Source organism: Pseudoalteromonas sp. c7(2019) (genome assembly GCF_011378625.1).
Taxonomy (GTDB): Bacteria; Pseudomonadota; Gammaproteobacteria; order Enterobacterales; family Alteromonadaceae; genus Pseudoalteromonas; species Pseudoalteromonas arctica.
Window position 1 is genome coordinate 69,862 of record NZ_WTKS01000007.1, and the last position, 24,400, is coordinate 94,261.

A 24,400-nucleotide genomic window follows, 5' to 3' on the forward strand; every position below is an offset into this window, starting at 1 on the left:
AATTATTTTTGTTGATGACCTATTTTAAGTTTTTTTGATAAAACTTAAACAGTGCCGCACACGCTTTATAAAAGTGTACTATGCTTAAAAATATGTTAAAAAGCAGTTATTTACATAAACCATTAAATTAAAGCACTTAAGTACTACTTTAAAATACTTGCTTAGGCTTATGTTCTAAAAAACAAAAAGAAACACAATTTAACTGAAAGTTATTTTTATAGCCTTCGGTCTTTATCGCCAACAACATTTTAACCGTAGAGAGAAAACGTTTGAAACACGCATATTTAGCACTTTCCCTAGCCACAATATTAAATACACCACTTAATGCTTTTGCAGCCGAAGAATCAAAAATAACAAAAGGTGGCACAATAGAGCGTATTGAAGTGGCAGGCCAAGTTATTAAATCTCAAGGGCTTTCGGTTAAGGATGCAACAGTTGATGGGCCTTTTGGTGATAATTTAGCACTACAAGATATAGCCCGCTCTGTAACGCCTATTTCAAGCGAATTAATAGAACAACTTAATATTACGAGCCTACAAGACGTACTCGCAGTAAGCCCTAATACCTATTCAGCCAGTGGTTTTGGCGCACCAAGTTTACCTACTATTCGCGGGCAGCTGGGTGAGCTTTTTCAAGATGGTACACGTCGTCAAGCAGGTAATAATGGCTTTGGTGTGCCATTATCGTTCAACTCTATAGAACAAATAGATGTGGTAAAAGGCGCGCCACCGGTATTATTTGGCTCAAGCCAACGCAATGGTGGTTTTGTAAACTTACATTCTAAAAAAGCATCTACGGATGAAAGCAAAGGCAAAGCAACTGTATCTGCAGGTCGATGGGATCAATACAGTGTTTTAGTTGATTACAGTGCACCCATTGTAAAAGATAAAGTAGGTTTTAGAGTAAGCGCTGAACATATTGATAACGGCAGTTACTACGATTTTTCGGGAACTAAAAGTGACAGCTTATTTGCATCATTACGTGTATTACCCGATGACAAAAGCAGCTGGGATATTAACTTTGAATTATACCAAGTTGAATTTACCGATAACGCCGGTATTAACCGCCCTACTCAAGCGCTAATAGATAACGGCCTTTATATTACCGGTCAAGGCGTGCAAGCAAACGGTAGTACCGTACCAGCAGCAGGTTCAATTATTTCGCCTACTGGACAAGTTAAAATTGATCGCAGTACAGTACTTACCGACCCTGATAATCAAAACGAAGCTACTACCTATTTACTACACAGTATTTATAAGCGTGAACTTTCTAGCAATGCATCAATAAAAAACATTACGTATTTTCAGCACTTACAACGCGAAGAAATTGCACAGAATAGCTTTGTTGAAATTATAGATGGTGCTGATACCGCGCAAAACCGTACCGAGCTTACCTACCTTTGGAATAGCGATCAGCAAACCATTTTTGCATTTGATGTACGTTATAACCGCGTATTAGGCTACAGCCAATTTACAACAGAAGCAGACTTGCCTATTGATTTAACTGGCCCACTTTCAAATCGTCGCATTCCTCTAACTGATGTACAACAAGCGCGTTTAATTGAAATTAGCCCAGGTGTATTTGTATCCCCTGGTGGTCAATATGATATTAATAATGACGGCAGTGGCGACTTTAACTTATCAGACACTACCGATTCGCGCTCATGGCAAACAGGCTTTGCTATTCAGCAAGATTCAGATTGGACAGATAAGTTTCATACAAGTGTTGGCTACCGTATTGATTTTTATGACGTGGACGCGCACGACCCAATTGCGCCAGAGGGTGAAATTGCAGCTCGTGATAGCATTAATGATAAGCTACATTCGGGGCAAATAAGCTTTAACTACCGATTGAACGGTGATTACACCACTTATGGTGCAGCAAGTTACAACGAAGCCACATCAAATAGCATGGCTGGCGGCACGTCTCTTGGTGGCGACAACACAATTAGCGCACAAAACTTTTCAACCGAAAATACCTTAGTTGAATTTGGTTTAAAATACGCACCAACTGAAAGCGACTGGTACGCCGATGGAGCCGTATTTAGCCAACGTCGTAGTTTACGTAATCGTGATGGTAGTAATACTGGCATTCGTACTACCGGCTTTGAAAGCCAAGTATTTTATGACGCCTACCCTTATTGGCTAAGTGCTGGCTACAGCTATATTGACGCTCGCTACGATAATTCTGCAAGTAGTCAAGATTCGGCTCAAGTCGCTGATGCATTTGACAACTCACGCCCAGACATTATTGAAGGCACCAGCGTAGGTGCGCCTAGTTTTACCGCTTTTGCACCTTCAAACACCCGTGTGCAGGGCATCCCTGAGCAATCTTTCAGCTTTAACGGAAATTATTCAATTAATTCGAAATGGCAAACGGGTTTTTCAGGTCTATATACAAAGAGTTACCCATTAGACTTTTTGGCGACGGTAAAAATTCGTGATCAGTACACACTAAACGTAAATACTAGCTATGCTTTTACGCCTAGTACCAAGTTACGATTAGATGTGAACAACGTAACGAATCAAAAAAACTGGCGCCCAGTATTTGAAGGCGGTTACTTTGGCGCAACATTGGCATTTCCTGAATTGCCAATAAACGCAAAATTAACACTAACCCATAATTTTTAAGAGCGGTTTGAGAGAGAACATGATTAAAAAAATATTTTTATTATTGATTGCAGCGGCCGCCGTCGGCCTGTTCTTTCATTTTGACTTACACCAACTACTTACGCTTGATGGCTTAAAAGGGTCGATGGATCAGTTTAACCAATACAAAGAGCAGTCACCGCTATTAGTTATTGGTGGATTCTTTTTATTGTATGTAGTTGTAACAGCTCTCTCGTTACCGGGCGCAGCTATTTTAACACTTGCAGCAGGTGCATTGTTTGGTTTAGTTGAAGGCTTATTGGTTGCATCTTTTGCATCAACTATTGGCGCAACACTTGCCTTTTTAGTATCGCGTTACTTACTACGCGACACTATTAAACAACGCTTTCCTGAGCGCTTAGCTGCAATTGATGCAGGCGTTGAAAAAGAAGGTGGATTTTACTTATTTACTCTTCGTTTAGTGCCGGTGTTTCCGTTCTTTTTAATAAACCTATTAATGGGTGTTACTTCAATAAAGTCATGGACTTATTACTGGGTAAGCCAAGCAGGTATGCTCGCCGGTACATTTGTATTTGTTAACGCAGGTACGCAACTGGCGCAAATAGAGAGCTTATCTGGAATTTTATCATTCAACTTAATCTTATCATTCGCTTTATTGGGCATTTTCCCATTCATTGCTAAAGGAATCTTAAACGTGTTTAAAAAACGTCGCGTATACAAAAACTACACTAAGCCTAAAAAATTCGACCGTAACATGATTGTTATTGGTGCAGGCGCAGGTGGTTTGGTAACAAGTTATATTGCTGCTGCTGTTAAAGCAAAAGTAACCCTTATTGAAGCGGGCGAAATGGGCGGTGACTGTTTAAACTACGGTTGTGTTCCAAGTAAAGCAGTTATTAAAAGCGCTAAAATTGCAGAGCAAATTCGCCACGGTGAAAACTACGGCCTAGAAAACGCAACACCGCAGTTTTCGTTCAAAAAAGTAATGGCACGTGTACACAAAGTAATTGCAGATGTAGCACCACACGACAGTGTTGAGCGCTACACCGACTTAGGCGTAGATGTTGTAAAAGGTTACGGTAAATTAATCGACCCGTGGACTGTAGAAATTAAACTTAACGACGGTGGCACGCAAACACTCACCGCTCGTACTATTGTGATTGCAACTGGCGCACGCCCATTTGTACCGCCACTACCTGGCATTGAAGAAACAGGCTATGTAACAAGCGATACATTGTGGAATAAATTTGCAGAGCTGGATGAGGCACCTAAAAAACTTGTAGTACTAGGTGGTGGTCCAATTGGTAGCGAATTAGCACAAAGCTTTGCACGCTTAGGTTCAAGTGTTACGCAAATTGAAATGAGCGAACGCATCATGATCAAAGAAGACCTTGAAGTGTCTACTTTTGCTCATGAAGCGTTAACCGAAAGTGGCGTTAATATTTTAACATCGCACCAAGCACTTCGCTGTGAAACGCGCGATGGTAAAAAATATATTGTTGTTAAGCATGACGACAAAGAAATAGATATTGAATATGACGAGCTATTATGTGCCGTTGGTAGAAGTGCGCGCCTTAAAGGTTATGGCCTTGAAGAGCTAGGCATAGAAACAAACCGTACTGTTGTAACTAACGAATACTTGGAAACGCTATACCCAAATATTTTTGCAGCAGGCGATATTGTAGGTCCATACCAGTTTACACATGTGGCAGCCCACCAGGGTTGGTACGCAGCGGTAAATGGCTTATTTGGTCACCTTAAAAAGTTTAAAGTAGATTACCGTGTTATTCCGTGGACTACGTTTATTGACCCAGAAGTTGCACGTGTTGGCTTAAACGAGCAAGACGCAAAAGATAAAGGCATAGATTACGAAATTACTCGCTTTGAATTTGAAGAGCTAGACCGTGCAATTACCGACAGCGCTACAAAAGGCTTTATTAAAGTGATTACACCCAAAGGCAAAGACAAAATACTCGGTGTTACCGTGGTATCTGAACACGCTGGCGATTTGATTGCTGAGTTTGTACTGGCAATGAAACACGGCTTAGGCCTTAATAAAATACTCGGTACTATACACAGCTATCCTACTTGGGCTGAAGGTAATAAGTACGCAGCAGGCGAGTGGAAACGCGCTCATGCACCTGAAAAAGTGCTTAACTTGCTCGAAAAATACCATACTTGGCGTCGAGGTTAATTATGTTTAAAACACCTCTAAAAGCATTACTACTTGGTTCGGCTTTAGTTGTAACATCGTTTACAACGTCATTTTCGGCCCAAGCCCAAAACATGCACGATAGCTGGAATGCATTGTTAAATAAGCATGTTGTCGCTATTAACCATAATCACAGTACTGAGGTTGATTACGCTGCCATAAAACGTGAGCATGCACAGCTAAAAACGTATTTAGATTCGTTAACGGCGGTAACGCAAAGCGAATTTGACGCATGGGAAAAGCCTAAGCAACTCGCTTTTTTAATCAATGCTTATAATGCGTGGACTGTTGAACTTATATTGACAAAGTACCCAGATCTTAAATCAATTAAAGACTTAGGGAGCTTTTTTAGCTCACCATGGAGTAAAGAGTTTGTGCCATTACTTGGCAAAACTCGCAGCCTTGATGATATTGAGCATGGTTTAATACGTGGTAGCGGTAAATACAACGACCCACGCATTCACTTTGCGGTAAATTGCGCGAGTATTGGTTGTCCAGCGCTTCGAGAAGAAGCGTATACAGCCACTGATTTAGAAAGCCAATTGCAAGAGCAAACGGTGCGCTTTTTATCTGATATGACACGTAATATGGCTCAAGAAAATACGCTAAGCGTGTCTTCAATATTTAAGTGGTACGGCGATGACTTTGAAAAAGGCTTTAGAGGTGCAAACACGCTACAGCAGTTTTTCTTGCAGTATCCTGATGCCCTTAAACTGATACCCGCTCAGCAAAAAGCACTTAAGAATGATGACATGAAAGTTAAATTTTTAGACTACAACTGGGATTTAAATGTTCGCCATTAAGTTTTGGCAAACACTGACGCGATACAGCTTTTGCTGTGTCGCGTTTTGCGTTTGTGCAATCGTAAATTTAGCTGTTTTTTCGAGCACTGCGTTTGCTAATCCCGCTATTAACTCAAATAGTAAAAGTAATTTAGTAATTAACACACAACAGGGATCTCGCTGGCAACAAGTTCAAACACTTGGTCGCAATCAAGATGTATACTTTTATGCATGGGGCGGCGACGCGCAAATAAATGCCTATATTCAATGGGCAGCTCAGCAAGTTAAAACTAAGTACAACATTAACCTAGTGCATGTAAAATTAAGCGATACCAGCGAAGCAGTAAGCCGTGTACTTGCCGAAAAATCAGCAAACAATAACAACCAAGGCAGCGTAGATTTAATGTGGATCAACGGGGCTAACTTTGCCACCATGAGTGAGCACTCTCTGCTTTTAAAAGAATGGGCTAATAAACTCCCCTACTTTGCATTAACCGATCCGGCTAACAACCCTGCTGTAACCTTTGACTTTGGTTTACCTACCAATGGTATGGAGGCTCCATGGGGGCAAGCGTCACTTACATTTTATTACGACAGCATTGCAATAAATGGAAAGGCAAACAATAAATTGCCGACGACATTAAACGAATTATTAAACTGGAGCGCGCAAAACCCTGGTCGCTTTAGTTACCCAAAGCCGCCTGACTTTTTAGGTATGAGCTTTTTAAAATACGCCTTAGTTGTACTGCATCAGCAAAGCAGCGAAAATATTAAAGCGCAGCTAAACCAATCTGCTACAACTAAAAATACAGCGCAAGTGTTAAACCCACTGTGGGACTTTTTAGATAAATTACACCCAACTCTTTGGCGTGGTGGCACTCATTTTATGCAAAGTGGTGCTCAAATGCGCCGCTTAGTAGACGATACAGAGTTGAGTTTAGCCTTTACTTTTTCAGCACCAGAAGTACCGGCAGCTGTAAAACGCTATGATTTACCAAACAGCATTCGCAGTTACGCAATGAGTGATGGCAGTTTAAGTAATACCCATTTTGTGGCAATCCCTTACAATGCAAGCCACCAGCAAAGTGCGCAATTAGTGGCTAATTTTTTACTCAGCCCTGAGGCGCAAGCTGAAAAACAAAAAGCGCATATATGGGGCGATAAAAGCGTACTTATTCAATCAACGTTAACGCCTGAACAGCAAGCCTTATTTAAAACAGCTAAACCGCATCCAAGTGCATTGCCTTTAAACAGTATTAAACGCACATTGAGCGAACCTCATCCAAGCTGGGTAAACGCCATTATGCAAGGTTGGCAAACCCGTTATGGAGTAAGCCAATGAGCGTTATTTCAAAAAGTGTACCAGTAAATACAAAAGCAACAACGCAGTGCAGCACCGATATGTTTACGCGCATTGTAAAATTTAGCCCGCGATTTTTACTCGCTTTACTTATATTACCCGTACTTGGTGGCTTAATTAGCGTATTGCTGCCTGCCTTTGGTTATGCGCCCGTACTTGAGCAAACAACGTTTAGCTTGCAAGGTTTTAATGCCCTTTGGCAAACACCTGGCCTTACCCAAATGGTTACCTTAAGCGTTGCAACAGGCTTAATAAGTACTTTGCTTGCATTTATCATTACCTTAATGATTTTAGCTGCGTTTTTTAACAGCCCGTGGCTTAACCGAATTCAGCGTTTATTGAGCCCTATATTAGTTATACCTCATGCCGCCGCCGCTATTGCGGTGGGGTTTTTAATTGCCCCTTCAGGTATGATTTCACGCTTAGCGTCGCCTTGGTTAAGCGGCTGGGAACTTGCGCCAAACGGCATGTTTCCGCATGATTCATTCGGTATTAGTATTATTTTAGGCTTAACACTCAAAGAGCTTCCCTTTTTATTATTAATGGCACTGGGCGTACTTGCTCAACCTGAGCTTGGCAAAAAATTACGCCAACAACATAAGGTTGCGCTTAACTTGGGTTATTGCCCAATGACGGCCTTTTTTAAAGTAATACTGCCAAGTCTTTATCCGCTGCTGCGTTTACCCCTTTTAGCCGTGCTTGCCTATGCAAGTGCCAGTGTAGAAATGCCACTCATTTTAGGCCCAAATACACCACCCACGTTGGCCGTTGCAATAATGCATTGGTTTAACGATGTTGATTTAAACCTGCGTATTAAAGCCTCAGCGGGCGCTTTATTACAACTGGCTGTTACAGGCGGTTTGTTAGCCCTTTGGCTTGGCGGGGAAAAGGCCGTAAAAGTGCTATTTAGCGACTCTCTCACTAATGGAGTGCGTGAATACGGCGGATTTTATTGGCAAAAAATAACGGTCGTACTCACCGCATTAGTAATTAGCTTTATACTATTGTCGCTTATTGGTTTAGTTATGTGGTCGGTTGCAGGTTTTTGGCGCTTTCCAGATGCAATGCCTGAACAATTTACACTACTGCATTTTAAAAGTGCGTTAATGCAAATGGGCAGCCCGCTTTTTAATACGCTAGCAATCGGTTTAGTAACCACGCTATTTGCCATTATTCTTACTTTATTGTGTTTAGAATCAGAGCAGTTGAGTGACAAACCTATTTCTCGTTTTACCAGTTTAATTATTTACTTACCGTTATTAGTGCCCAGTATTGCCTTTTTATTTGGGCTAGTATGGATACAACAATTGGTAAATAACCAAGCCGCATTTTTTAATGTAGTACTTACGCATTTATTATTTGTGCTGCCTTATGTGTTTTTGTCACTTGCGAGCAGCTATAGACGTTTAGACCCTCGTTTTGCTCATGTTGCAGCAAGCTTAGGCGCAGCGCCATGTAAGGTGTTTTTTAAAGTAAAACTACCTCAGTTGTTTGCCCCTATTTTAATTGCAGCCGCACTGGGCTTAGCTATTAGTTTTGGACAATACCTCCCCACGCTTTTAGCTGGCGGCGGGCGTATAGCCACAATAACAACCGAAGCCGTTACGCTTGCCAATGGCGCAAGCAGACGCACCAGTGCCGTGTACGCTATTATGCAAATGGTGTTACCGCTTATTGGATTTATACTGGCATGGGGTTTACCTAAATATTTTTTCAAAAGTGCACGTGTTTAAACGTGCACATATGTAAAGCACCCATGTTTAACACTATCAGGGTTAAGGTTTTTTAATGCAGTCATCGTTACAGATTAAAAATTGTCAGCTTTATCGCCAAAATGAGCTGTTACTTAGCTTAAACGAGCAAGTTAATGGCGGTGAAATTCTGACTATTATGGGCCCATCAGGCAGTGGTAAATCAAGCTTATTAAATTGGCTTACGGGTACTTTACCTAGTAGCTTTAAGGCCAATGGTGAGGTGTGGCTTAATGGTCAAAATATCGATAACACCCCACCACACTTGCGCCATATTGGAGTGCTTTATCAAGACGCTTTATTGTTTTCGCATTTAACTGTTGCTGGTAACATTGCCTTTGCAATGCCCAAAGGTAATAAAAAACAACGCCTTGAAAAAATAGAATACGCACTTGAGCAAGTAGGTCTTAAAGATATGGGCAATCGCCACCCCGATAACTTATCGGGTGGGCAGCAAGCCCGTGTTGCATTATTACGTATGCTACTGAGCGAACCTAAAGCTATTTTACTCGACGAACCCTTTAGCAAACTCGACACCCAACTGCGTGTTGATACACGCGAACTCGTGTTTAGCCAAATACGCGATCATAAGCTACCTGCAATTATGGTAACTCACGACCATAGCGACGCCGACGCTGCAAGTGGCAAACTAATTACTTTAAGTAGCGCATTTTAAATACATAGCTTTAAACGCATAAGGCAAAAAACATGCTAGACAAATTTATCACCCCTATAATTAAGCCACTTTTAACACCTGTGGTTATGCTTATGCATAAACGCGGCATAACTGCCGATCAGCTCACTGTGGTTGGCTTTTTAGTTGGCTTATTAGCCGTGCCATTACTGGCATTTGAAATGTGGTACGGGGCATTAGTTGCCATTGCTTTAAATCGAATTTTAGATGGACTTGATGGCGCATTAGCACGCTACGCAAACCAAAGTTCAAGCGCGGGTGGCTTTTTAGATATCACACTCGACTTTTTATTTTACGCGGCTATTCCGCTTGGCTTTATTTTGGCAAACCCTGAGCAAAACGCGATAGCGGGATCGTTATTACTTGCCACTTTTATTGGTACGGGCTCAAGCTTTTTAGCTTTTGCGATTGCCGCCGAAAAATTTAAACTCGAAAAACCGCAATTTAAATATAAAAGCTTTTACTACTTAAACGGCTTAACCGAAGGCACTGAAACAATAGCGCTATTTATTGCATTTTGTATTTGGCCGCAGCACTTTGCGGTTATGGCGAGCATTTTTGCTATTGCGTGTGGCATAACTATTTTTACCCGTATACATGGCGGTTATCACACGCTTAAGCAACAAGAAGCCGATGCTAACAAAGCAGCTGAAAACATGCCTAGCAGTGCAAATTCAGAGGTAATCAATGACTAATGAAGTATGGTGGCGACTGGGCTGCTTTTTTAGTATTTTAATTATAATGATGCTGCTTGAATGGCAAAAGCCTGCTCGCCAAGCACCTATTAAAAGCAGTACACGCTGGTTTGCTAATTTTGGGTTAGTGTTTGCTTCATCAGTTATTGCGCGCTTAGTCGTCCCTATTGGGTTAACCGCCGTGGCACTTTACAATCAAGAGCACGGCATTGGCTTATTTAATCAAATAGTCCTACCAAGCAGTATAATTATTATATTGAGCATACTTTTACTCGATATAATAATTTATTGGCAGCATAGATTATTTCATCAAGTACCTATTTTATGGCGCTTGCACCGTGTACATCATGCCGATGCACATGTTGATACAAGTACGGGCTTGCGCTTTCACCCTATCGAAATTGTACTGAGCATACTTATAAAACTCATTGCAGTAACTGCTCTTGGCGTACCTGCTATTGCAGTACTTATATTTGAAATAGCACTTAATGGTTTAGCATTATTTAATCATGCAAATATACGCTTACCTAATGCCATTGAAAAACCACTGCGTTTAATATTAATGACGCAAATATTGCATCGAATTCACCATAGCCAAGTGGTTAGTGAAACTAACTCAAACTATGGTTTTAGTGTAATTTGGTGGGATAAATTATTTGGTAGCTACAAAGATAAAGCTAAAAAAACCGACGCAGATATAAATATTGGCTTAAAAGAATACCCAAGCAAAAAGCAAAATGCCTCATTGTGGGGCTTATTGATCATGCCTTTTAAAAATAAGTGAGCATAAGCTCACTTAGTTAATATATTACATCAGGTTATTTACTTTTTATATTTTTTATTGCTTTTAAAATGTCGTCTGGGCGCTGAAAAACTGCCATATGATCGCTATTACTTAGAGGTATATATTGCCCACCCGATTGCTCACTAATTTGCTGGCTCCATAAAGAGCCCTCTTGTTGCCATAATACTAAATTATCGACGAAGTCAGGTTCTGCATTTTTAATATCATACGATTCAAAATCAGTATCTATAACGGAGATTGGAGTGGATGTGGCTATATCGGCACTAATAACACGATTTAAATCATCATGATAATTCATAATCTCTCTTGCTCGTGTTACTTGTTTATCAATTTGAGTACGGCTTTGGCTTATTAAATCAAAGTACGGCCAATTCATTTCTGCTTTATACTGTGAAGGGATGAGTGTTTCGGTCGTTGTACGTTCATCAATTAATTTATCTCGAGTCCTTTGTGTCCAATTACCTTCTTCTATATGTGTGATTAAGGTATCACCCGCGTCTCTATACCAATATACGGGCCAATCTTGATACAAGCTAATAGAGTGTGGCAGCAAAACATCGGGGTCAATCCACACCATACCGTTAAGGCTAGTTACAAATTGTGAATCAGGTGAATTTTGCCATAAGTGAGCCAAAATATTTGCACTGGCAAAGCTAACAATAATTAGCTCCTTTTCATTAAGCAGTCCTAACGTTTTATCTAATGCAGGCACAAAAGAAGCATACGATGGTTGCTCAGCAGGGCTACTAAAACCGCTTCCAAAGCGTTCTATGACGTGTACACGATGAGTTTTTGCTATCAATGGCTGCAGTAAAGCAAACCAAGCACTGTCACTATGAAAGTTTTTATTAAAGCCCGATAAAAGAATAATCGCGGGCCCCGAATGTTCAAGGCCCATGCTACGTACATGTACATCGTTTTTTTGTTGTTGATCAACGCGATATAATTTTGAGTAGGTATCGAGTTTAGTTTTACTTACTGTATCAAAAAAGCTTATTAATTCATCCGTGGTGTTAAAACTACTAAATGCCCAACTATGCCCACCGCCTTCAATTGCTACCAATTGGTTGATATAGCTATCATTTTTAAATGTATATTTAGCGATTGCCTGACTTTTTTCTAATTGTACACCCGAATCAATACTGTTTTCTTTGGCTATTAGTTCAATAGCAAGCCTACTTGGGATTAATCCAAAATTTGAATGAGTTTTACCTTCAAAGGGTAAAGTCTGATCATTTGTGCCATGTACCATCATGTAGTTGGTGTGATTTACTATCTCGCATCGTTGAGACAACTGCTCTGACATAGGTGAGGCAACTGATGCTATGGCCGCAAACTTTAAACTACTATTACACATTAAATTTTGTGTAAATAAACCTCCTTGAGAAAACCCGACCGCAAAAAGCTCTCCATCAATAATGTTGTATTTAGCTTTAACGTCATCAACAACATTTTCGACAAACACTAAATCATTAATGCCTAATCGATGAGGTTTATTGCAATCACATCCTTCATTCCACTCTTCAACTTTTGATTGTGGGTAAACAACTATATAATTTTCTGATGCGGATTCAAACGCAGCCATACTCTGCATATTTTTAGCGCTCTGCCCAGAACCATGAAAAGCTAATAAAAGCTTATAAGATTTTTTTGTATCAAAGTTATTACGTGGTGTTGCAACATAATAACTTCGATTTTTTAATTTAACTTTAGTTAAATCCTTGGGCTGGGTACTTGTTAAACTCGAATCCTTATTAGTACCATTACAACCGGCCATTAATAATGTGACAGTCATTATTTTCAATAATAAATATAAATAAGTACGCATCTTCTCTACTCTCATTAAATATGAGTTGGTAGCAAATCATATACTTATTTGTTGTTGCCATAGTTGACGCTTATGTTTTTGTTATATTTATGTTATGTTTTAAAAAGCAATGTAATTTCAATATGATAGAGAACCCTATGGCTGTCCATATTTCTGGTGTTATTTTTGACGAAGAGCAGCGAACATTAAAAAATGACAGTCAAACTAGAAAACTTGAACCAAAAGTATTCAGTTTATTAATTACTTTACTAGCAGCTAATGGGAAAATTGTCACTCGAGACCAGCTCATCGTTGAAGTCTGGAATAATCGGGTTGTAGGTGAGGGGGCGATCAATCGAACTGTGTCTTTATTGAGAAACCATTTTTCAGCGTTAACTAATGAAAATATTATTGAAACTGTCCCAACTCAAGGGTATCGGTTAGTTGCTACTGTAACGAACACAGATATTTCGCACGATGAAATGCCTGTTGAGCAAAAAGTTGCTTTTAAAAGCCCATTATTCAAAAAACCTGTGCGCAATATCAAAAAAGCTACAATTATTGCAATTATTGTAGCTCTGCTATTAATTATCCTTTTTAGCACACTCTTCAGAGTTGAGAGCTTAATCACGCCAAATAAATTATCACTTGTTAGTGCGCCATTGATTGGTTTGCAAGGTAGAGAATATAAGCTCTCGGCCACCCAAACTGGGGGACTCATTTTGTTCCATCACCTTGATGAGGATGACCGTCAATCGGTTTATTTATATGATACAAAAACACATACTCAAAACAGTGTACTAACAAATTCGTTGGCGACGATAAGTGCTGATGGAGAATACATCGTTTATGCAACACACATTGATGAACAATGTTTAATTTCGACTTATCATGTACACACAAAGAAAAAGCAGTTTTTATTTTCATGTGATGAGTTTCCCACCTCACTAGCTTGGGGGAAAAACAATACATTTTACTTCAATAAACGTTTTAGTAAATCTCATCCATATCAAGTATATAGCTATAATATAAACACGAGTAGATTAAGACAAATTACAAATCCAAGTAGTAAAAACAATACCAAGGGCGATTTTGATTTCTCCTACAATCACCATAGTAATCAACTTGCTATTGTTCGTTATATGAGCGAAGACGACTCAAAAATAATTATTAAAAATGAAGAAGAAAAATTAAACGAATACGTAGTTAATCTGCGTGTAAAAAGCCTTGTATGGCATTCTAAAAACAATACTTTGGTTATCGCAAACAACAACACTATTTTCTCTTTAGAAGCCGCGAGTGGTGAATATTATTCGATAAAAAAATTAGATTTTACAATTAACTCTTTAGCTATTATCCCAGCTAAATTGAATGCCTCGCTATTAGTAAGTAGCCTCAATGTCGTAAGCGAAATTGTAAAATATAACACTATTAACAATAGTCAACATGTGTGGCAGCAAAGTGCGCGCACAGAGCTGCTTCCTCGTATGCATGCAAACACTCAAACTTTTTTGTCTACGCGTTACAAAAGCCATCACTTTTGGAGAGTTGAAAATGACGAGGCCCAATTAATTGATATCGATTTACCCTTTGATCTACAGTTTGTCCGCTACGAACTATCTGATGATGGCAGCCGTATTTTATTTACTAAGCACGGCGATGTTTTTGAACTAAATTTAAATAAAAATACCTATCAAAAAGTGTTTACTAAAAATCACAATAGTTATGTTGCTAATTACGACGCACAAAATAACATTATTTATAGCACAAACGCTTCTGGACAATGGCAACTGTGGTTGTATCAACGAAGTACCGATGCACACAGTCAATTAACTTTAAATGGGGGTTATAGCGGCAGAATCGTAGATCAATACCTCTATTACTCTAAATTTAATGTAGATGGTTTATGGCGTAAAAATTTAACAGCAACAAGTGAAGAACTTGTTATTAAAAACTTCAATCGAATCAACTGGCTCAACTGGCAACTTATTGATCACCAATTATACTTTTACCGAGAAGCAACGGGAATTTGGACTTTTAATATCAATACTCAAAAAGAGAATTTGATCATGCCAAAACCTGATGGTTTTGTTCACCAGTATACAATGGCGCCTGATCAGAAACATATATTCTGGGTACGCCTAAAAACTATTCAAGGTGATATTTATCAATATACCTTTTAATTATCGTTTTTAAATATAGGTTGTGTGTTTTTCAAATATAAAATAATAAAAATGCTTTACTATAAGCTGTTCAGCAATACATATGTAAATAAGTAAACTGCTTACGCTCCTCGTATTTATGTATTTTTCAGTCCTGCAACTGGTCTTACCGTAAACTAATTGTAAATAAAATAAACAAATATGTTGACCATTTGCGTACTCCACAATATCATTTGTAAGCGCTTACAAAACACATTTACAAATGTAAGCGCTTACAACACAAAAATACATAGATCGTAAAACAATTAATCTGACAATAATCTGTTGAAACCGGGGTTCAGTTATGAACATTGAAACAACGCACATTACACGTTTACTTGCCGCTATCTCTTTAGCTACGTTAGCTGGCTGTGGTGGCGACTCTGCCACTAAATCAAATTTTGAAAATGTAGATGCCTCTGAACCAGTATCAGATTGGCAAATGGTTTGGAGCGACGAGTTTGAAGGCTCAGCCATTGATACAAACAAATGGAACTATGAATTAAACTGCAATGGCGGTGGTAACAACGAGAAACAGTGTTACACCGACAGCGAGCAAAATGCATTTATTGCAGACGGTGTGTTAAACATTGTTGCCCTACCCGCTGAGGAAGGTGCAGAAAAACCTTACACTTCAGCACGCTTAAATACGCGTTATAACGCCGACTTTACGTATGGCCGTTTTGAAGTGCGCGCCAAACTTCCATCAGGACAAGGTAGCTGGCCAGCATTTTGGATGCTACCTACTGATGAGGTTTACGGCACTTGGCCTCGTTCTGGCGAAATAGATGTTTTAGAATCAGTAAACCTTAAAACACCGGATGAAGACGGCGGTATAGAGTCTAGTATCCACGGCACCCTTCATTACGGACGCGCGTGGCCAGATAACAGCTATACAGGGCAAGAATTTAAATTCCCTGAAGATACTAATCCTGCTGATGACTTCCACACGTATGCTGTTGAATGGCAAGAAGGTGAAATTCGCTGGTACGTAGACGGTTACCTTTATGCAACTCAGCGTCAATCTGAAGTTCGTACTAATGCAAGTGGCGAGGCTGTAGGTCTAAAACATCGTGGCTGGTTTGCAGAATATTTTGAACAAGGTTCTGGCGAGCTTGAAACTCACTGGGATAGCGCACCATTTGATAAAGACTTTCACTTATTGCTAAACCTAGCAGTAGGTGGTGACTGGCCTGAAAACGTAAATGATTTAGGTGTAGATGCTAGCGCATTTGAAAATGGCCAAACCTTTGCTATTGATTACGTACGTGTTTATCAATGTGCATCAAACCCTGAAACAGGTAAAGGCTGTGAAACTATTCGCCCTGGTTACAATAGCCTAGATGATGCTTTGCTTGAAGGCGATGCACCAATTCCTAGCCCACCTTCGACAGGCATTGCAACACCATTAACTATCTTTGGTGAGTCATTTAATCCAAACTGGCCTGCATGGGATTGTTGTGGTGGTTCTACTCCCGCTATTGTTGCAGATGAAACCCAAGGTGATGTAGTTGAATTTGTAGTAGGTGCAGAACCCACAGTAATGGGCTTTATTAGCCGTGAAATTTTTATTACTGACGAAGCAGGAAAAGCTAGCCCATTTGATGCATCTCCAATGCTGGATGAAGGTTACGTTCGCTTTAAAATGAAAGTAACAAGTGCACCAGGCACAGCTGATGCAGCTTGGCTTGTAAAACTTGAAAGTAATGAAGGTTCTAGCGCAGTAGAAATGCCAATTACAGATAGTCTTGAAGGCGTAAGCCCTGTTGTTGGCCAATGGCAAACTTATACATTTTTACTAAAAGATTTAGATGCTGCAGATTTAGATATTAGCGCAATTGATGTGATCATGGTGTTTCCAGCATGGGGCGCAGGTGAAGGCGCTGTTTATTTAATTGACGATGTTGAGATTACTCAAGATAACTTAGGCGTATCACCTGAGCTTACTATTTTTGAAAATGAGCAAAATCTAGCATGGCCAATGTGGGATTGTTGTGGTGGCTCAACCCCAGTTGAAGCCATGGATGATGAAGAACATGGTCTAACCGCAGAATTTAGCATTGGTGCAGAGCCTACTGTAATGGGCTTTAATAGCCGCACATCGTCAGGTGGCGCAGGCGAATCGTTTGATGCTAGTAGCATTTTAGATGAAGGTGTTATTCAATTTGATTTAAAAGTAACCTCAGCGCCTAGCGATCCAGCTACACCGTGGTTGTTTAAAGTTGAGTCAAATGAAGGTGACTCTGCAGTAGAGCTTGAATTAACGGCAAGTGTTGAAGGCGAAGCACCAGTTACTGGCGAGTGGCAAACATATACATTTAAACTCTCTGATCTTGCAGCTGCTGGCTTAGATGTAAGTACTATAGATGTATTAATGATTTTCCCAGCATGGGGTGCAGGTGAAGGCTCTGTTTACCGTGTAGATAACGTTAAAATTTATAATCCAAATGCAGCGCCAGCTGCAACGGGTGAGCTTACTGTATTTAAAGATGCAGCGGCCGAGCAATGGAGTATTTGGGATTGTTGTGGTGGCTCTACACCAACAACAGAAACCGATGATGACGCGCATGGCGCAGTAGCGCAATTTAGCATTGGTTCTACTGCTACAGTAATGGGCTTTATAGCTGATGAAGACGTATCGTTTGATGCCTCTGCAATACTTGAAAATGGTGTAGTTCAATTTGATATGAAACTAGTCTCTGCGCCTTCAAATATTGATGCTCAGTGGCTATTTAAAATTGAATCAATTGGTACATCAAGCGCAGTAGAGCTTGCTTTATCAAGCAGTGTTGAAGGCCAAGCACCTGTAACGGGCGAATGGCAAACATACACCTTCCCTCTTCAGCAATTGTTTGATGCAGGCTTAGACATTAGCGCATTAAACGTAATTATGGTTTTTCCTAGCTGGGACATGGGCGATGGCGCGCTTTACCGTATAGATAACGTGATTATTGCAAATCCATAAAACACACACCAATGGGCGCTTAGCGCCTATTGCTACACAACAACATTTTATAAAGCAGAGCTATTATGAACACATTCAATTTTAAAAAGAGCCAACTTGCGGCTTCTGTGTCTCTCATCATTGCTGCGAGCACATTAAACACAGCTATCGCTGCAGAAGCAGACATATCAGCAAAGCCTGATGTAGAAATTATTGAAGTAAAAGGTATTCGTGGTTCACTTATTCGTTCTATGGATATGAAACGCGACTCTTCGGGTATTGTAGATGCTATCTCGTCTGAAGAAATGGGTAAATTCCCAGATACAAACTTAGCAGAATCATTACAGCGTATTACCGGTGTATCGGTAAGCCGCGCTAACGGTGAAGGTAGCCAAATTACAGTACGTGGTTTTGGTCCAGAGTTTAACTTGATTACCTTAAATGGCCGCCAAATGCCGGGCACAGGTTATACACGCTCGTATAACCTTGAAAACGTTGCCTCTGAAGGCGTAAGTGCGCTTGAAGTGTTTAAAACAGCTCGTGCAGACGTGCCAAGCGGTGGCTTAGGTGCAACGGTTAATATTTCTACTGCGCGACCTTTTCAAAAGCCAGGTCAAAATTTTTCGGCAACCGTTAAAGCAAACCACGACTCGTCGAACGAAGCTGGCGATGACGTAACACCAGAGTTTTCTACTGTTTACAGCAATACCTTTGTAGATGACACTTTTGGTTTCGGTTTTTCATTTTCGCACCAAGAGCGTGACTTTCAAAAACAAAGTGCCAATATTCAAGGCTGGCAGGCAAACGTAGACTTACCTGAATTAGATAGCAGCAACGTAGTTGATAACCGCACAGATTCTGCAGGTAACTACTACTTCCCTAAAGACATGAACTACTCTATTGAAGATGTAGAGCGTGAACGTACAAATGGGCAAGTTACTTTTCAATACGCACCGGTCGATGGCTTTGTAGCAACACTTGATTACACAGCAAGTAAAGCTGTAACTGGCTCTCAAAGCATTGGTTGGGGTATTTGGAACGACTTTGGTAGCAATATAAATGGCTACGAACTAGATGAAAATGGCACTGCAGTATATGCAGACATTAGCGGTAATGACGCGTCATTCACAGCTAATAAAGGCACTACAGAAGTAAAAGCCCGCTCTCTTGGTTTAAACCTAGATTGGGAAATTAACGACACGTGGCACGTAGAGCTTGATTACCACGACTCTAAAAACGAAACCGATAACGGCGCCGACAACGGGCTGGGAAGTGCAGGCCAAGTAATTTTAGGGTCTGATCAGCTAGCTAATAAAATTTATGATTACCGCACGGGCGAAGTACCTAGTGCACAAGTTAATTGGTTAAATGGCACAAGTGAATTAACGCCTGGCGAAATTGATTCAAACTTTAGTCAGTTTACTCACTCGCCGGGTGAATCAAACATTGAACAATTACAGCTGCACACAACATGGTATAACGAAAGCTATGACATTGGTTTAGTTAAAGTTAAATTTGGCGCATCACGTACAGAACAAAACACAGGTGGTTACACCGCGTGGAGTGGTTTAGTAGGTGGCCCAGGTTTTAACCCATCATATACAGAAATATTCCCAGACGGCATGTTTACCCGTAATGATACATCAGGCCTTTTAGATCAGTTTGATGGCGGCGGCAGTGACTTACAACCTGGTTACTACTATACCTATGACTTTGACGAAGCTGTTGCACGCCAAATTGCTTACTTAACGGCAGATGTTACAGGTGGCGATGCATATGCCGCTAATGCATACGCAGACGGAATAGATAGCGAGAGCTACGTAGAAGAAATCACTAATAGCTTTTATGTTCAATCAAGCTGGGAGTTTGACGTAAGTAACTACTACGTAAAAGTAAATGCAGGCCTACGCTATGAGCAAACAGACGTAACCAGTACTGTACGTCAACGCGTTGAAGATCAAGTTAACTGGATCAGCGCTTCAGAGTGGATCATGCAATACGCTGCTGGCGGCGATGATAACTTCTTAGAGCAACAAGGTGATTACGATGTTTTACTGCCTTCAATCGACGTAAGTGTTGATTTAACTGAAGACGTAGTAGCCCGCGTATCTTGGGGTAAAACAATGTCGCGTGCACCACTAGGTAATCTAGCCGGTGGTCGTAGTTTAACAGGCAGCCCAAAACCAGGTTCTCGTACAGGTGGCCAAGGTAATACAAACTTATTACCGTTTGAATCAACAAACCTTGATTTATCACTTGAGTATTACTACGCAGAAGGCAGCTACGCATCTGTTGGTTACTTTAAAAAAGATGTTGATAACTTTATTCAAACCACCATTACGCAAACCACTATTGATGGCTTGCACGATATTTTAAACGGCCCTCGTTACTTACAAGCCGTAAGCGATATTGAATCACGTGGCGAGCAAGCAACAACCGACGCTATTTTTGCACAAATGATTGCCAGCGGTTACGGCAATGCAAATGGCGTTATTGAGCCAAACAGCGACGATCCGCTAATTACATGGAATATTAGCCAGCCACAAAACACCGACAGTAAATCGGTAGATGGTTTTGAAGTTGCAGTTCAGCACTTAATTGGTGAAACCGGTTTTGGTATTGGTGTTAACGCAACATTTGTAGATGGCGACGTTGAATTTGATAGCGAAAGCCTAGATCAACAAGCACCGCTTACAGGCTTAAGTGACTCAGCTAACTTCCAAGGCTTTTACGAAAAAGACGGCCTATCGGTTAAAATCACTTACGCATGGCGCGACTCATACCTAATTGGTGTAGGCCAAGCACAAGGCTCAGCTGATGCACCGCCGCAATATGCTAAAGCCTACGGCCAATGGGATATGAGCGTTAACTACGATGTAAACGAAAACGTAACGGTATTTTTTGATGGCATAAACTTAAACAATGCAACCGAAGAAGGTTACGGACGTTACGAAGAGCAGTTCTTATTTGCTAATCAATACGGTCCGCGTTACTCAATTGGTGCACGTTACACGTTCTAAACTATTTCCTAGTTAGAAGGTTAAGCCGCTTGTTACAACAAGCGGCTTTTTTTATAGCGTTTTTATTTGCTCAAGCAACACATTGGTTGTCCAATCAAGGCCGTTATACGCCACATCGGGTTTGTAGTAAGCCCCTGCCCCTCGCGCTCTGTTTACGTATACTTTGTTAGGTACAATCACTTTGCCTAAGCCTGAAGGTAAATCAGCTAAACGTACCTCCATATACATAGAATCAGCACTACTTGGTGCACCAAATAACGTTGTATTTTCAAAAAGCTTAAACTTATCAAGTGCATCTAAACAAGCACTAGCACATTGCGGCGGAACAATAACAAACACCTTGGTTTTAAAGTCACTCACTAAAGGTGTATGTGGTATGTTATTTAGCGTATTAGTTTCTTGTTCTACATAAAACGGGGCATCATTTTCAAGTGATAGAGCCATGCCAGCAGCGACGGTTTTAAGAGTTTTCAGTACTTCGGGTTGATCTTTTACAACGCTAAATAAAGACTCTACATAGTCAGTATTATCTTTTGATGCTCTCCACCATACTTGCGTGTTTTGAGAAGTATTATTTGCTTTTTGCTCTACTACTTTTTGGCCCCATAATCCTTTTGCTATTTGTGAGCTCCAATAAGATGAGCCACCTTGGTTATGGCGCAAATCTAATACCACGGCTTTTGCAGTAAGTAGCTTGCTACGCTGCTGTTGTATTTTTTCAAATACTTTATTGTAGGCAGCAGTTTGTTTTTCGGTTGATGAAAAGCTAGGCATAGCAATCCAAGCAATGTTTTTTTCAGGCCAGGTTAAATCAATGGGGAGTTCATCACCGTTATAAGCATTTTCTAAATGCTTGCTTGCTGACTTAGGCCTCACAGACCAATTTAATACGTGTGTATAGGTATCGCCATTGGCTTTAACAAATTCGCATGCTTTTAGGGGAGTTAAAAATGGATTGCCCTCGTCAATTAGTAACCGCCAACCTTGCTGCCACCAGTGCCCAGGTTGTGCCACTTCACTATGAAACTTAAATATTCTCTCACGCATTAAGGTATCAGTGCTTTGCCCATCACATTGGCTTACAACCTCGCCTTTGCTAATATTGCTGGCTTCGCTGTAATACACTTTTAGCGCATCACCTCGCCAAACAGCACTAAAGCCTGGCCAGCGGCGCGCGGGTCTATCTACGCTTGAAAACGCACCAGCATGACCATCTTGCAACACAGTGCTAAGGCGTGCAATTGCCGCAACATGAACTTGCGGTCCGCTCGCTTGAGCCGACAATGTAAGCGCCTCTGCTTTTGCTTGTTTTAATAAATCAGGGAAAGTTGGGTTATTAACATCAAACATACCAGGGTGATTTTGTGCAGATATACTGTAAGCAGCTTCTATATCACTATTTGTAACACTGCGCCACTGCTCTGGCGTTGTGGGTACAGCTTGCTCATGTCCAGCATTTACAAGTGGTGATAGTAGTAAAGTTGGGAGTAATACATAGTTGATTATTTTTGTTTTTATAGTCATAAAAATCCATTTAATTATTAGCTTTTTAAACATGCTAAGTTAAATATAAGCTGACAATAATGCAAAGTTTACTTTTATTTATAATTAAGAGCTAGTTAGCTAACTGAAGCATTTTTAAAAATTAGTCGGGGAAGCTATTTTTCGCCAAAAATGAAGTACTAATCAATAATGCTTTATTGTACATCTGATTTAGCGCGTGCAATATAATCTGAATACTCAGCAGAAATAGGCATGACTTTGAAGGGGCTGACGTTTGCCCCGCCGGTGTTACCGCTGGGAATTAATCCAAACGCAGTTTTGGTAGCTGCTCCAGCAATACGAAATGTCTGTCCTAAAAGCTCACGTAAATCGTTATGCTTAAACGCCCAGCAAAACATCAATATATGCACTTTAACATGAAAATAAGTAGATTCTTGACCGAGTACATGAGCATTTTCTAAATGCTCAAATGCCTCTATAAACTTGCCATTTTTATTAGCTAAATGAGCTAAATCTAATTCGGCATTTACATATGGTTTTATATTTCTAGTGAATTGACTAAACATACTTCTATCCTTGTAAGCGCATAACGAGTATTTAAAGCAACTCGTTTATAATCTATGTTTATTAATACACAAACCATAGCTGAGTTCCTATTTTGGTTCAATTGCTACTTTTGTTTTTTTAGTTTTGCGAGCTCTCTTGATTTAATCTTTAGCACTTTAATTTTAGCGCCGTACCAATTAGCCATAGGTGCTGCTGCAATACCGTGTATTAAAGTACTCATCCATACAGCGTTAATCGCAACAATTAAAACTGAGTGACCGTACTGGCCTAAAATATCTTTAGAAATAATAAGTGCAAAAAGCGCTGTGGCAAGACCTCGAGGTCCAAAGAACCCCATGAACACTTTTGTTAATACTTTAGCTTTAGTGCCAATTAACGATAGGTAAATAGCAAGAGGCCGTACAATAAATATACTCACTAAAATATAACCAACAACAGGGAGAGTTAAATTCTCAACAGCTGAAGGAAGTAAGCCAAGTCCAATAATAACAAACGAAGTCCATATTAATATTTGCCCTTCACTCTCAGTAAATTGGTATATAAACCGACAATGGCCTTTTACAATATTACCAAAGGCTAAACCTGCAACAAACGCTGATATAAATCCATTTCCTCCCAGTAAACTTGCCATTAGGTATGATGTGCCGGTAAGTGCTAAAACACCAATGCCTTCATATATAGTCGATGATATTTTTTTTGACTCAGAGTATAAAAATAAACGTCCGCTCAAGTACCCCATTAATGCGCCAACCAAAATACCTATAAATATTTGGCTAAATCCAAACACTAACCATGACATTTCATTTTCTTGAGAGCCGGTTTCCATAGCAACTATACTGGCAAAAAATAAAATAACAGGTAATGCTAGTCCATCATTTAAACCGCTCTCAACTGATAAACTTTGTCGCTCGTTTAAAGGTACACTCTCATTACTAACAACCGCTTGACCTAAAGCTGCATCAGTCGGTGCTAAAATTGCCGCAACTAGGGCTAGCATTGCCCAAGGCCACTGTGGGAAGAATAAATAAGCAAAGCCTGTACCAATCAAAATACTCAACGGCAAACCTATCAATAGCATTCTTAAAGGCCATGTATTTTGCCTTTTTAATCTTCGTAGGTTTATTTGTGAAGCATCTAAAAATAATAATACAACTAGCGATATTTCTGCTATTAAATACACGGTTTCATGTGCATCGCCTATATTAATAAGTCCAGCCTGTGATACGGCAAAACCAATACCCAAAAATACCATTGGTGCGGTAATAATGGTTGTGGACAGCTTTTTAGCTAGCATAGAGTAAGCACTAACTGAGAACAGAAGAATGAGTAATCCTATTTCCATTGGGAAATCCTATTAGGCATGGCTTGGTATTTTTATTAGAAAATATCAGGGTTGAGGTTAGTTATATTAAATCAGCACAATTTATTGAATTAATTTGTATAAGCTTAT

Annotated in this window: 15 protein-coding genes; 11 read left to right on the forward strand and 4 right to left on the reverse strand. The window is 40.1% G+C overall.

Annotation, left to right across the window (positions count from 1 at the left end; translation table 11 throughout):
* Positions 1-269: 269 nt before the first annotated feature.
* From GQR38_RS09585 to GQR38_RS09620, 8 genes are read left to right on the forward strand one after another with little or no spacing between them, the layout of a single operon-like run.
* On the forward strand, positions 270-2,630 hold the full coding sequence (locus GQR38_RS09585) for a TonB-dependent receptor (RefSeq protein ID WP_165721683.1): 2,361 nt from the start codon (positions 270-272) through the stop codon (positions 2,628-2,630).
* A gap of 19 nt (positions 2,631-2,649) precedes the next feature.
* A complete protein-coding gene (locus GQR38_RS09590) occupies positions 2,650-4,803 on the forward strand; it encodes a bifunctional TVP38/TMEM64 family protein/FAD-dependent oxidoreductase (RefSeq protein ID WP_024600496.1) in 2,154 nt (717 codons plus the stop codon).
* Positions 4,804-4,805: 2 nt separating this feature from the next.
* Positions 4,806-5,624 carry a DUF547 domain-containing protein gene (locus GQR38_RS09595; protein ID WP_076924242.1) on the forward strand — a complete coding sequence of 273 codons (819 nt, stop codon included), beginning with the start codon at positions 4,806-4,808 and terminating at the stop codon, positions 5,622-5,624.
* Positions 5,611-6,945 (forward strand): ABC transporter substrate-binding protein, encoded by a 1,335-nt coding sequence (locus GQR38_RS09600; protein WP_165721684.1) that lies wholly within the window; start codon positions 5,611-5,613, stop codon positions 6,943-6,945. Before GQR38_RS09595 ends, GQR38_RS09600 begins: the two co-directional genes overlap by 14 nt.
* Entirely contained in the window at positions 6,942-8,696 is a 1,755-nt protein-coding gene (locus tag GQR38_RS09605) for an ABC transporter permease subunit (RefSeq protein WP_165721685.1), read from the forward strand. Before GQR38_RS09600 ends, GQR38_RS09605 begins: the two co-directional genes overlap by 4 nt.
* 55 nt (positions 8,697-8,751) lie before the next feature.
* Positions 8,752-9,390 carry an ATP-binding cassette domain-containing protein gene (locus GQR38_RS09610; RefSeq protein WP_165721686.1) on the forward strand — a complete coding sequence of 213 codons (639 nt, stop codon included), beginning with the start codon at positions 8,752-8,754 and terminating at the stop codon, positions 9,388-9,390.
* 32 nt (positions 9,391-9,422) lie between these two features.
* Positions 9,423-10,103 carry a CDP-alcohol phosphatidyltransferase family protein gene (locus GQR38_RS09615; protein ID WP_165721687.1) on the forward strand — a complete coding sequence of 227 codons (681 nt, stop codon included), beginning with the start codon at positions 9,423-9,425 and terminating at the stop codon, positions 10,101-10,103.
* Positions 10,096-10,887 (forward strand): sterol desaturase family protein, encoded by a 792-nt coding sequence (locus tag GQR38_RS09620; RefSeq protein WP_165721688.1) that lies wholly within the window; start codon positions 10,096-10,098, stop codon positions 10,885-10,887. The genes GQR38_RS09615 and GQR38_RS09620 overlap by 8 nt, the downstream gene beginning before the upstream one ends.
* A gap of 34 nt (positions 10,888-10,921) precedes the next feature.
* Here GQR38_RS09620 and GQR38_RS09625 read toward each other — a convergent pair whose 3' ends face one another.
* Positions 10,922-12,703, reverse strand: a complete 1,782-nt coding sequence (locus GQR38_RS09625; RefSeq protein WP_165721689.1) for an alpha/beta hydrolase — start codon at positions 12,701-12,703, stop codon at positions 10,922-10,924.
* Positions 12,704-12,873: 170 nt separating this feature from the next.
* On the opposite strand from GQR38_RS09625, the gene GQR38_RS09630 reads away from it, so the two are divergent.
* The 3 genes from GQR38_RS09630 to GQR38_RS09640 all read left to right on the forward strand — a co-directional run bounded on the left by GQR38_RS09630 (position 12,874) and on the right by GQR38_RS09640 (position 20,880).
* Positions 12,874-14,898, forward strand: a complete 2,025-nt coding sequence (locus GQR38_RS09630) for a winged helix-turn-helix domain-containing protein (protein ID WP_165721690.1) — start codon at positions 12,874-12,876, stop codon at positions 14,896-14,898.
* 322 nt (positions 14,899-15,220) lie between these two features.
* A complete protein-coding gene (locus GQR38_RS09635; RefSeq protein ID WP_165721691.1) occupies positions 15,221-17,881 on the forward strand; it encodes a glycoside hydrolase family 16 protein in 2,661 nt (886 codons plus the stop codon).
* A gap of 65 nt (positions 17,882-17,946) precedes the next feature.
* On the forward strand, positions 17,947-20,880 hold the full coding sequence (locus GQR38_RS09640; RefSeq protein ID WP_165721692.1) for a TonB-dependent receptor: 2,934 nt from the start codon (positions 17,947-17,949) through the stop codon (positions 20,878-20,880).
* Positions 20,881-20,931: 51 nt separating this feature from the next.
* On the opposite strand, the gene GQR38_RS09645 is transcribed toward GQR38_RS09640, so the two are convergent.
* From GQR38_RS09645 to GQR38_RS09655, 3 genes are all read right to left on the reverse strand, one after another.
* Positions 20,932-22,404 carry a S41 family peptidase gene (locus tag GQR38_RS09645; protein WP_165721693.1) on the reverse strand — a complete coding sequence of 491 codons (1,473 nt, stop codon included), beginning with the start codon at positions 22,402-22,404 and terminating at the stop codon, positions 20,932-20,934.
* 173 nt (positions 22,405-22,577) lie between these two features.
* On the reverse strand, positions 22,578-22,949 hold the full coding sequence (locus tag GQR38_RS09650) for a DUF3703 domain-containing protein (protein WP_165721694.1): 372 nt from the start codon (positions 22,947-22,949) through the stop codon (positions 22,578-22,580).
* Between the two features lie 104 nt (positions 22,950-23,053).
* Positions 23,054-24,292 carry a sodium:proton antiporter gene (locus GQR38_RS09655; protein ID WP_165721695.1) on the reverse strand — a complete coding sequence of 413 codons (1,239 nt, stop codon included), beginning with the start codon at positions 24,290-24,292 and terminating at the stop codon, positions 23,054-23,056.
* Between the last annotated feature and the right edge of the window lie 108 nt (positions 24,293-24,400).